The sequence below is a fragment of the Paenibacillus sp. 01T431 genome, from assembly GCF_056398625.1.
Genome location: NZ_JBFTPT010000009.1, coordinates 265,559 through 277,253 on the forward strand (window position 1 = coordinate 265,559; position 11,695 = coordinate 277,253).

An 11,695-nucleotide genomic window follows, 5' to 3' on the forward strand; every position below is an offset into this window, starting at 1 on the left:
TCTCATTGTTCGGTAAAAGAGGTCCATGATACACTTCAAGTATTATGGAGTGGAGGAGGAAGGATGTAATTATGTTGAATCATGTACTTAAGAAACTTAAACTTCCTCTTTTGTCTGGCTCTTACCGGAGCATACGAACTAAGCTGCTCTTCTGTTTTCTCATTGTGACCATTATTCCGCTGCTCTCGCTTGGAGCTTTGTCTTATTACCAATCCGCGAAGGTCATTAATTCTCAATTTGGCAAATATGGAGATAATGCAGTGGCTCAATTGGAACAGCAGATGAGCTCTTATTTGAATCGAATGAATCAGACAACAGAAACTATTTATTCCTATTTGCTTGATCCTGCGCGCGTTGATCTAAGTGATCACGTACCGACTACGTATAAAGATATCATGGATAAAAATGATTTCGAAGCACTTTTGAAAGCGCTTAAACCCGATCGAACGATTGGAATCTATATTATTACCAGTTCCGGCTATTATTATGGGGAAAATAATCTTGATGTATCCAAGCTCAGCCTTATTCCCGCATGGCAAGCCATGAACAATTCGATTGGTGGCAAGTATTGGTTAGGATTTTACTCTCAGAACCATGCTATGGGCGAAACGATGGAGAACGGGATCTCATTGCTTGGCTTGGCAGTACCGGTTAATAGTCCTTACGGAGCGCTGCGAGGCAGTAAAATATTAATTGAAGAAAATGCCGAAGATCTGCTTCATATGTTCCAGCTGTTCGAGAATGATACGAAGGCACATCTCAAAATTGATGATCCACAGGGAAGGATTATCTATGAGACGGCAACCGCCTTCCAACCCAAAGAGAGTGACATCTTATGGACTAAAACTCTTGCTGTTAATGGGTGGAGCATTGAGGCAAGATTGCCTGCTGCATCCTTTTATCGCTCTTCCGACATTATACGGTCGAATACCGTCATCGTCGCTTTTGGCTCCTGTCTGCTGGCCTTTGGACTCGCATACTTGTTCTCTTCCCGGTTTACCGCACGGATTCGCCGCCTTAAGGATGCGATGCAGAAGGTAAGCTTCGGAAAGCTGCATACGAGGACTCAGGTTGAATCCCATGACGAGCTAGGCATCTTGGATACAAGTTTTAATAATATGGTCAGCGGGATACAATCGTTAATTGGCGAAGTTGAGCGGAGCGAGCGACTTAAGAAGGAAGCGGAGCTTAAGGCTTTCCATTATCAAATTAATCCCCATTTACTGTTTAACACGCTTAATTCGATTCAATGGAAAGCGAGACTGCAAGGAGCAGAAGAAATCCGTCAGATGCTGTATCACCTTACGATGGTGCTTGAGGGTAATTTGGATATCTCACAGGAGTTGATTTCTATGGAACGTGAGCTTCGGATGATTGATCATTTTTTGAAAATTCAAGAAGTGCGCTACGGTTCCACGTTCGAGTATGTGCTGGAATGCGAGGAGCATTTGAAACGCTATCTGATTCCTCGAATGACGCTGCAGCCATTGTTCGAAAATATTTTTTTCCATGGCTTCGAGGATGGCAAGGGTGTGATCCGTTTGACTGTACAGGAGAAAGGAAATCATTTATTGCTTAAGTTATCTGATAACGGAGCTGGCATTTCGCCAGATAAGCTAAAGCTTTTATTGTTGACCAATATGACGAATCGCAAGGGCCGAGGAGGACTTGGGGTACAAAATGCCGATCAGAAATTCAAACTGCATTTTGGCCTGCAGTATGGGTTAACCGTACAATCGATTCAGGGTGAAGGGACTACGATCATCATTGAATGGCCCAAAAAGGAGGATAACCTGCATGGAAGCAACCAAGATGATTAAGGTGTTAATCGCAGATGACGAAAGTATTGTCCGCAAAGGACTTCGCTCAACCGTTCCTTGGGATAAATATGGAATGGAAGTGGTCGCTGACGCTCCAAACGGCCGCAAAGCCTGGGATGCTTTTCTTGAACATCAGCCTGAAGTTCTCATAACAGATATTGTCATGCCCGAGATGGATGGCATCGAATTATCACGGAAAGTAAAGGAGAAGGCTCCTCATACAAAAATAATTTTACTCAGCTGCCACCGGGATTTTGAATACGCGCAGCAGGGCATGAAGCTGGGCGCATCAGGTTATCTGCTCAAAACCGCCTTCGAGGACGAAGAGCTGGAAGGAATGCTGGCGAAGTTCCAGATTGAACTGGGGGCGGCTTCGGAATCCGCGGTGCCTGAAGAAAATGGCATTGATCAAGGAGAACGCTTGAGTACCCTGTTGTACGCTTGGTTGAATGGACATAACCATAAATTTATTGGCGAGATGGAGAAACGCACTCGCGAGGAGTGGTCTTTCCATGGCGAGCCTGTCTATATCTATTTAGTCAAGACTTCAGGCTGCGAGTCATCCTGGCTTGATCTATTGAAGAAAGTGACATACGAGGATCAAAGGATTTGTGAAGGGACGATTATTCCTTATGGGGAGGAACGATGCTACTGTATCGTCCCGCAATCTAAATTAAATGTCTTGGACATGCTGCTGGTGGAGCAAAAGAGCAAGAATACGAAGCTGCAGTGGGCCAAAAGAGGGCCGCTCTTGCATGCGGATGAACGGCTTCAAGCATGGTCAGCGCTTCATAAAGAAGCAGAACTGGAGAAAGCCCACAGCGTATCCGCGGTGGATTGGCCAGAGGCAATTTGGCGAGCAGTTAACTTGCTGCATGATAACCCAGCGGCAGAATGGTCAGTCAGCGACGTGGCCAAACAGGTCGGCCTTAGCCGCAGCCATTTCTCGATCCTGTTCAAAAAAGCAGTAGGGGACAGCTTTGTCGCCTATCAGTATAAACGCAAGCTGAAATTGGCATATGTGTTATTGAAAGAAACGAACCTTACGATGCAGGACATAGCCGAGCGTACAGGGCTTGGCGATAGCAAATATTTCAGTAAATGGTTCAAGCGCTGCACGGGGCAAACGCCCAGCTACTACCGTACCCAACAAAAAGGCAGTACGCTCCAAACAGATGTGCACCTTCCCAAGTAAATCGAACAAAACCACACCAACATTCGAATGTTTAACGGTTTTGTAGCGCTTTCATTTTTATTAAGATGAAAGCAGTTCAATTACGAAGTACTACACGGATAGGGGAGCTGCCAGAATGAAGAACAAAATTTCTCTTATTATTGTTACGACGGTTATGACTGTGACAATGCTTACAGCATGTTCAGGTAATAACGAAAGTACAAATGGCACGACAGCGAAGCCTGATAATGAAAAAGGTTCTACAGCTTTGAAAACGCTTCGATTTGCCACATGGGATACTGGGGATGCGCTCAAGATTGAGCAGGATATCGCTAAGAAGTTCGAAGCCAATCATCCTGGCACGAAGGTTCAGGTAGAGGCTTACGCAGATGGATTTGACCAAAAGCTGGCTGCAGGCTTCGGGGCTACAAATCCTCCCGATGTCATGTATATGTGGGATTTTCCAACCTATCACCAGTCGCTTGAGCCGCTTAACAGCTATGCAGACAGCGATACGGACCTGAAAAAGGATGACTTCTACAGCGGCCTATTTAATTACGCGACAATTGACAACAACCTTTATGGCATTCCGGCAGGCTTCACGACACGTGTTGTGTACTACAACAAGAAAATGTTTGATGATGCGAAGATTCCTTATCCGAAGGATGGCTGGACATGGGATGAGTTTCAAGAAATCTCCAAGCAACTGACGGACAAAACGAAGAAGCAATATGGCTTCGGAGTTCGGGCTGAGAATGACACTTATGATCTGCAAGGGTTTGTATGGAGCAATGGCAGCTCCTATATATCGGATGACGGTAAAACAATAGACGGTTACATGAACAGCAGCGAAACAGCAGGTGTGATTCAAATGTTTGGCGACATGTTAAAGAACGGCTCTGCCGTGCTTGCAGGTGGTAAAGGTCAACAAAGCGGCGAGGATATTTTTAAAGCTGGCAAAATCGCTATGTGGGAGAGCGGAATTTGGCCGCTCGAATCTTTCAAGCAAGCTGGCATTGATGTAGGCACCGTGGAGATGCCAGCATTTCCAGGCAAGCAAGTTAAAGGCGTTGTCGCAGAATCTGCGCTGTCCATTGCGAAGGATTCCAAGCAAAAGGATTTGGCTTGGGAATTTATCAAATATTATGTATCGAATGAAGCGATCAAGATGCGCGTAGCTGATTTGCCAGTAAGATTAAGCGTCGTGGAAGAGCTCAAAAAAGATCAAGATCCTCTGTACAAGCCGTACTATAYGATGCTTGAACGTTCTGATAATACACCGGCTTTCCTGCTTAGCGCAAAGTGGAATGAAGTGAATAGACAGCTTTCCGCGGCAGTAGAAGCAGTTATGCATGGCAGCAATGCGCAGGAAGCATTGAATCAAGCCGTAAAAGATAGCGAGCGTTACTTGAAATAACATTATAGCTGCAGAAAGAAGGTTAGGAGATGGCTCAGACCTACCCACAGACAGCAGGAAAACATTCAGCCAGCCTGAAACGCAGATGGGGTGGGGCTGTGCCCTACCTCTTCATTTTTCCATGGATCTTTGGATTCCTTGTTTTCACTTTGGGACCGTTGTTGTTTTCACTTATTATTTCTTTTTTTGATTGGCCGATCGTGGGCAAGGTGCAATTTATTGGATTTGGCAATTATGTAGAAATGTTTACAGATGATCCGTTGTTTTGGAAATCATTCGGCGTCACGATTAAGTTTGCAGCGCTATTTGTTCCGCTCAATATTGCAGTTGGGTTGGGACTTGCGATTCTTCTTAACCAGAAGACACGGGGCAGTGCGATTTTTCGAACAGCATTTTATTTGCCTTCTGTCATCTCAGGTGTAGCTTTAGCAATGATCTGGTCTTGGGTGTACAGCGGTGATTACGGCATATTGAATTATTTTCTGTCACTCGTCGGTGTACAAGGCCCGGACTGGCTGAATGAAACACAGTGGTCTCTCGTAGCCATGGTTGTCGCAAGCCTATGGGGACAAGGCGCAATGATGCTCGTCTTTCTCGCTGGGCTCAAGGGGATTCCAAAGGATCTTTATGAATCCGCATCGATTGATGGGGCAGGTATGATCAGGCAGTTCATCAGTGTAACGATTCCGCTGCTAACGCCGACGATTTTGTTCAACCTAATTACTTCAATTATAGCGGCGTTTCAACAGCTCACTCTCGCGTTATTGCTCACGGGCGGAGGCCCTATGAAATCTACGTACTTCTATGCGATGTACATGTATGAGAATGCGTTCAAGTTTTTCAAAATGGGCTACTCTGCTGCAAACGCATGGTTTATGTTTCTTATTGTGCTCACATTGACTTTTTTTGTATTCAAGTCGTCAGAGGCTTGGGTGTTCTATGAAGGCGAAATGAAACGTTTGCCGGAGAAGAAATTGAAGTCCAGTGGAAAGGGGAGATCCGTATGAGGCGGATCATCGTTTATACGCTGCTGATCTTCTGCTCGCTGATGTTCGCTGCCCCGTTATTTTGGGCGGTGACGACCGCTCTAAAGTCGCAGACGGAGCTGTATCTGTTTCCACCCAAATGGATTCCTTCGGTTTGGAAATTCAGCAACTTCGCCAATGCGTGGACGACACAGCCTTTTAACTTATTTCTGAAAAATACGCTAATCGTAACTTCGTTGTCTACGATTGGCCAGTTGATATCCTGTACTCTAGTAGCTTACGGGTTCGCGAGATTTGATTTTAAGGGACGCAATCTACTTTTCCTAGTTGTACTAGCGACGATGATGGTTCCTTGGGAAGTGACAATGATTCCGCAGTATATGGAGTTCAACTATTTGGGATGGATTAATACGCTCAAACCGCTTATCGTACCTTCTTGGTTCGGTTCAGCTTACTTCATATTTTTGCTGAGGCAGTTTATTCTTACGATTCCGCGTGAGCTTGATGAGGCGGCAACTATAGATGGGGCGAGTAAATTTGGAATTCTTGTGCGGATTATAGTGCCGCTTATGGGACCTTCGCTCATTTTAGTCGCTGTGTTTCAAATTATGAGCTGTTGGAATGATTATCTGGGGCCGCTTATTTTCCTTAATGATCAGTCAAAGTACACACTGACGCTCGGATTAGCACAGTTCAAGGGCATGTTCGGCGTCGATATGCAGTCGATTATGGCGATTACTTGTCTCATCTCGATTCCTCCGCTCGCTGTATTTTTTTTCGCACAGCGTTATATTGTCGGTGGAATAGCAGGTACGGGGATTAAGGGATAGGCAGCATGAATAGATAGAGTGATAGAGATAGGTTTAGGAGAGGAGCGGCATCGATGCGAAACGAGAAAATAGAACGCGATTGGGATAATCTTGCCATACTTGCACGCGGCCGCGCGAAAAGCCGATCATATTTTATCCCGTATTCCGATCGTGCTGGAGCTTTGAGCTATGACCGAGGGAGCTCCCCTTGGTTCCGCTCATTAAATGGCAGTTGGAAGTTTCATTATGCGAAGGGGCCTGAGTGGGCACCGGATAGATTTTATGAAGACCATTATGATACATCCAGCTGGGATGATATTCAGGTTCCAAGTCATTGGCAGCTGAAAGGTTATGGAAATCCACATTATACAGACTTGTATTATCCATTCCCTGTCGATCCGCCTCATGTACCGAATGATAATCCAACAGGCAGCTATATACGAGAATTCGAGCTGCCTGCACATTGGAATGGAAGAAAGCTTGCCGTCAAGTTCGATGGCGTTGATAGTGCCTTTCATTTGTGGATTAACGGGATATTCGTCGGATACAGCCAAGGAAGCCGATTGACATCAGAGTTTGATTTGACGCCTTATGCGAAGCCGGGTATCAACCGTCTAGCTGTTCGTGTATACCAGTGGTCGGACGGCAGCTACTTGGAAGATCAGGATATGTGGTATATGAGCGGTATTTTTCGAGATGTATATTTGATTTCGGAGCCATCAGCGGTTCGTATTGTGGACTACCGAGTCGTTACCGATTTGGATAGTGAATATTGCGATGCGATGTTATCGGTACAGGTGGAACTGAGTGGAGAGGATCTGCAAGGCGAAGTTCGGCTGGAGCTGCTTGACCCTGAAGGTGCATTTGTTTGTTCAGCGATGAATCCAATTGCTTCTGCTGATGGTCAGACTTTCGTAGCAAGTTTCGCCATTCCAATTGTGAAGCCAGCCCTTTGGAGTGCGGAAGCTCCTGCTTTGTATCATCTGACAATTAGTATTGTGGATCAGAATGCACAAATGATCGAGACCGTTGCTCAGCGGGTGGGCTTCAGGAAGATAGAAGTAAAGAACGGCCAATTTCTGGTGAATGGCAAAGCCATTTTGCTCAAAGGTGTAAATCGTCATGACCATCACCCTGATACGGGACGAACAGTCACCCTATCGACGATGATCCAAGATGTGAAAATGATGAAACAGCATAACATTAATGCGGTTAGAACGGCACATTATCCGAATGATCCGAGATTTTATGATATTTGTGATGAATACGGTTTGTATGTTATGGAAGAAACGGACTTAGAGACACATGGCTTCGAGCTTTTGGGCAATATTGCTAAGCTAAGCGATGACCCAGCATGGCAAGAAGCGTATGTGGAGCGGATGAGGCGTATGGTGGAGAGGGATAAGAATCATCCTTCCATTCTGTTCTGGTCGCTCGGCAACGAGTCTGGCTTTGGCTGCAACTTTCGGGCAATGTCGGAATGGTGCAAACAAAACGATCCGACCCGCCTTATTCACTATGAAGAGGATCGTGAAGCAGAAGTGTGCGACATCGTGAGCACGATGTATTCCTCCGTAGAGAAGATGGAAGGTTTTGGTCAGCTGGTTGATCATCCTAAGCCGCATATCCTATGTGAATTCGCTCATGCGATGGGGAATGGTCCAGGCGGTCTCAAACCCTATTTTGATACCTTTGATGCTTATCGAAGATTGCAGGGCGGCTTCGTGTGGGAATGGATCGATCACGGCATTCGCAGGAAAACAGCCGATGGCAAAGTTGATTATGCTTATGGTGGAGACTATGGCGATGTTCCTAACAACAGCAATTTTGTTATTGATGGACTTGTTCGACCAGATCGAACGCCTTCACCCGGACTCATTGAATATAAGAAGATTATCGAGCCTGTCAGAGTCGACTATATAAATAATGATCGTATACGAATTACGAATCGGTATGACTTCCTAACGCTGGATCATCTATATGCAGATTGGAATGTGACAGTAGAAGGACGGATTGTCCAAAGTGGTGTACTTTCGCTGCCTAGGATAGCACCCGGTGAAAGTGCAGAGCTTCGTATTCCTATGCGAAATGATTTGCAGTTGTCCTTATCCGTGGAGGGAGCGGAGCGCTGGCTGAATATCGGCTTCTCGCTTGCAGCATCCTGCATGTGGGGAGAGAGAGGGCATGAGATCGCATGGGCGCAGTTTGCCATTGAACCTGCGCGGAACTGCGCAACTTCCCGAACTGACGGGGATTATGCCAATGAAGAATTGACTTTGGCAGCAGCCGTAAGTTTACCTATTCCTAGCTTATCGTGCATGGAGGATGGACGACAGATTAGCATTGGGAACGATTATTTCAATTTGGTATTCGATTCACGGCAATCAGGGATCAGCTCACTCCGAATAAACGGACAAGAGTTAATAAATAAAGGGCCGCGTCTCAACTTCTGGCGAGCCCCGATTGACAACGATATGTATGTCCTGCCCGATTGGCGCAAGGCGCATCTCGATAAGCTGACGGAACGAATCGATGATTGCCATTGGGAGCGATTGAATGAAGGGACGATTAGGATCAGCTGGTCCTCCCGAGTTGCTCCGCCTGTCTATGATTGGGGCTTCCGCTGTGAAACGATTTACACTGTAACAGGCACAGGCTTAATCATGATTGATGTGCATGGCGTACCTGAAGGCAAGCCGCCTGCGATGCTTCCTAAGATTGGATTTCAATTGGAAATGCCGTCAGAAATGGATAATGTCAAATGGTATGGCCGTGGTCCGGGAGAAAATTATTCCGACAGCAAGGAAGCAGGAAGATTTGGCGTGTATACAAAGTCAGTTGATGAACTATTTACCCCATATATCTATCCACAAGAGAACGGGAATCGTATGGATGTTCGCTTTGTATCTATTACAGACGGCAGTGGAATTGGGCTGCTGGCGGCAGGTGTAAAGGCACTTGAATTCAGCACTCGACGTTATACGGATGGCGACTTAGAAGCAGCGCAGCATGCGAGTGATCTTGTTCCGCGGGATTTTATTACACTTAATTTGGATTATCGCCAGAATGGTCTTGGCAGCAATAGCTGTGGACCTTCTCAATCACTGGAAAACAAAGTTGCGGCAGAGGAATTCCGTTTCAGACTGCTGCTGAAGCCTTATCTTTCTGAAGATACGGCTCCCGAGAGGCTCAGCCATCACATGAGACAGGAAGCGAATCTACTACAACAGGAGGAGAAATAATGATGCTTCGTACACAAGACATGCTTAATCTATCGGGAAAAGTAGCCGTAATCACCGGAGGCGCCTCTGGAATTGGACTTGCGACAGCTGAACTTCTTGCCAGCTTCGGTGCAGCAGCTATCCTTATTGACATTAATGAGGCGATGGGTGAGCAGGCGGTTAAAGGAATAAGGGAAAAGGGAGGCCAAGCGAGCTTTCAGCGCTGTGATGTGACCTCTTCAGCAGATTGCCAGCGTGCAGCAGCAGAGATTGATACTGCTCATGGCCGAGTAGATATCTTGTTCAACAATGCTGGCGTTATTCGTCGCAAGACTGTCGTGGAGCTGGAAGAACGCGACTGGGATCTCGTTTTGGATGTTTCCTTGAAGGGTGTCTATCTGCTCTCCAAATATATCATTCCTATCATGGAACGCAGCGGTGGAGGAAGTATCATTAATTCGGGTTCAGGCTGGGGTCTAAAAGGCGGAGATCGGGCTGCAGCTTATTGCGCAGCCAAGGCTGGTGTCGTGAATTTGACGAGGGCGATGGCTATCGATCACGGAATCGCCAATATACGTGTGAACTGCGTTTCACCTGGCGATACGGATACTCCTCTCCTGCGCGATGAAGCAAAGCAGCTGCAGCAGGACGAGGCAGCATTCCTTGTCGCCTCTGCCAGCGGTCGTCCGCTTGAAAGGCTTGGAACGCCGCGTGATATTGCGAATGCGGTTCTGTTCTTAGCAAGCGACATGTCTTCTTGGGTAACAGGAAGCGTGCTCGTTGTGGATGGCGGCGGTATTGCTTAAGAACGGCTACAGGATACAACTAATTCTGACAACGATGAATGGAGGCGTTTATTTTGCCTAAGAACAGAACGTATGCCCATCCTTATATACCGAATACGGTACCTGAAGTTCGCGAAGCGATGCTGAAGGAAATTGGACTCACCTCGATGGACCAGCTTCACGAAGGCATACCAGAGAGCTTAAAGCTGAATCATGAGATGGACCTTCCTCCAGCGATGACGGAATATGAGCTGCGCCGTCATATCGATGGCCTGCTTGCAAAAAATAAGCATGGTGCAGCTTATCTGAATTTTTTAGGAGCAGGCTGCTGGCAACATTTTATTCCAGCTGTCTGTGATGAGATCAATCAGCGTTCCGAATTTGTAACGGCTTATGCAGGTGAACCCTATGAAGATCATGGACGCTTCCAAACATTGTTTGAGTATCAAAGTTTGATGGCTGAGCTAGTTGATATGGATGTCGTAAACGTCCCTACTTTTGACTGGGCGCAAGCTGCATCAACTTCGATTCGGATGGCAGGGCGCATGACAGGGCGCAAAGTTGCCTTGCTTCCAAGGTCGGTTGATCCTGACAAAGTGATGATCATCAACAATTATTGCACGCCTGTGATGGAACTTCGATTCGTTGAAATCGACGAGGCAACGGGCAAAATGAGCTTAGATGATTTGCGCAGCAAGCTATCGAGCGATATCGCTGCGGTTTACTTCGAGAATCCTGGTTATCTAGGTATTATCGAAGACCAAGGGCATGAAATATCAGAGCTTGCGCATTCAGTAGATGCGATTTCGATCGTTGGTGTTGATCCCATCTCCCTTGGCGTTCTTCAGCCGCCTAGCCAGTACGGCGCTGATATCGTATGCGGAGATTTGCAGCCTCTTGGAATGCACATGAATTATGGCGGGGGGCAAGCCGGTTTTATTGCGACCCGTGATGAAGAGAAGTATGTCATGGAGTATCCATCAAGATTGTTCGGCATTGTGCCTACTGAGGTAGAAGGCGAGTATGGCTTTGGCGATGTGGCATATGAGCGAACTTCCTTTGCGCTGCGTGAGAAAGGGAAGGAATCTGTTGGCACCCAAACTGCATTGTGGGGAATAACAGCTGGCGTCTATTTGTCCTTGCTTGGACCGACCGGCATGCAAGAGGTCGGGGAGTCGATCATGCAGAAGTCGCAATATGCAGCGAAGAAGCTCTCAGCTATTCCAGGCGTTTCTCTTCGATTCGGAGAAGCAGCCTTCTTTAAAGAGTTTATTGTTGACTTTAACCATACTGGCTTAACGGTCGCTCAGATAAACGCTCAGCTCTTGGAAGCAGGAATTTTTGGAGGCAAAGATTTGTCGGCTGCTTTCCCGCAGTGGGGACAAACTGCACTGTACTGCGTGACGGAAATACATTCGCAGCTTGATCTAGATCGCCTGGCAGACACGATTCAAACGATCGTTCGCAAATGAGGTTTGACTTA

The 11,695-nt window shown here is 46.6% G+C and carries 8 protein-coding genes; all 8 read left to right on the forward strand.

The genetic code is table 11. The features are described from left to right. Window positions 1-71 precede the first annotated feature (71 nt). A complete protein-coding gene (locus AC1DM9_RS18480) occupies window positions 72-1,820 on the forward strand; it encodes a sensor histidine kinase (RefSeq protein WP_477512111.1) in 1,749 nt (582 codons plus the stop codon). Continuing rightward, on the forward strand, window positions 1,798-3,015 hold the full coding sequence (locus AC1DM9_RS18485) for a response regulator transcription factor (RefSeq protein ID WP_477581519.1): 1,218 nt from the start codon (window positions 1,798-1,800) through the stop codon (window positions 3,013-3,015). Before AC1DM9_RS18480 ends, AC1DM9_RS18485 begins: the two co-directional genes overlap by 23 nt. Window positions 3,016-3,130: 115 nt before the next feature. Beyond that, the gene (locus AC1DM9_RS18490; protein ID WP_477581521.1) at window positions 3,131-4,411 is read left to right on the forward strand and encodes an ABC transporter substrate-binding protein; all 1,281 of its coding nucleotides are present in this window, start codon (window positions 3,131-3,133) and stop codon (window positions 4,409-4,411) included. A 29-nt stretch (window positions 4,412-4,440) separates the two neighbouring features. Continuing rightward, a complete protein-coding gene (locus AC1DM9_RS18495; protein ID WP_339203949.1) occupies window positions 4,441-5,418 on the forward strand; it encodes a carbohydrate ABC transporter permease in 978 nt (325 codons plus the stop codon). Continuing rightward, window positions 5,415-6,227, forward strand: coding sequence for a carbohydrate ABC transporter permease (locus AC1DM9_RS18500; RefSeq protein ID WP_441880857.1), 813 nt, complete (start codon window positions 5,415-5,417; stop codon window positions 6,225-6,227). Before AC1DM9_RS18495 ends, AC1DM9_RS18500 begins: the two co-directional genes overlap by 4 nt. 53 nt (window positions 6,228-6,280) lie before the next feature. Beyond that, window positions 6,281-9,448: a glycoside hydrolase family 2 TIM barrel-domain containing protein gene (locus AC1DM9_RS18505; protein ID WP_477581524.1), complete on the forward strand. Its 3,168-nt coding sequence runs from the start codon at window positions 6,281-6,283 to the stop codon at window positions 9,446-9,448. 2 nt (window positions 9,449-9,450) lie between these two features. Next, window positions 9,451-10,233, forward strand: coding sequence for an SDR family NAD(P)-dependent oxidoreductase (locus AC1DM9_RS18510; RefSeq protein WP_477581574.1), 783 nt, complete (start codon window positions 9,451-9,453; stop codon window positions 10,231-10,233). A gap of 38 nt (window positions 10,234-10,271) precedes the next feature. After that, complete coding sequence (gcvPA, locus tag AC1DM9_RS18515; RefSeq protein ID WP_477581526.1) at window positions 10,272-11,684, forward strand: aminomethyl-transferring glycine dehydrogenase subunit GcvPA; 1,413 nt, start codon at window positions 10,272-10,274, stop codon at window positions 11,682-11,684. Window positions 11,685-11,695: the final 11 nt, after the last annotated feature.

Excerpts from the sequence above, each read along its gene's own strand:
- AC1DM9_RS18480 (WP_477512111.1), top strand. The coding sequence starts at position 72 with ATGTTGAATCATGTACTTAAGAAACTTAAACTTCCTCTTTTGTCTGGC.
- AC1DM9_RS18485 (WP_477581519.1), top strand. The coding sequence starts at position 1,798 with ATGGAAGCAACCAAGATGATTAAGGTGTTAATCGCAGATGACGAAAGT.
- AC1DM9_RS18495 (WP_339203949.1), top strand. The coding sequence starts at position 4,441 with ATGGCTCAGACCTACCCACAGACAGCAGGAAAACATTCAGCCAGCCTG.
- AC1DM9_RS18500 (WP_441880857.1), top strand. The coding sequence starts at position 5,415 with ATGAGGCGGATCATCGTTTATACGCTGCTGATCTTCTGCTCGCTGATG.
- AC1DM9_RS18505 (WP_477581524.1), top strand. The coding sequence starts at position 6,281 with ATGCGAAACGAGAAAATAGAACGCGATTGGGATAATCTTGCCATACTT.
- AC1DM9_RS18510 (WP_477581574.1), top strand. The coding sequence starts at position 9,451 with ATGCTTCGTACACAAGACATGCTTAATCTATCGGGAAAAGTAGCCGTA.
- gcvPA (WP_477581526.1), top strand. The coding sequence starts at position 10,272 with ATGGAGGCGTTTATTTTGCCTAAGAACAGAACGTATGCCCATCCTTAT.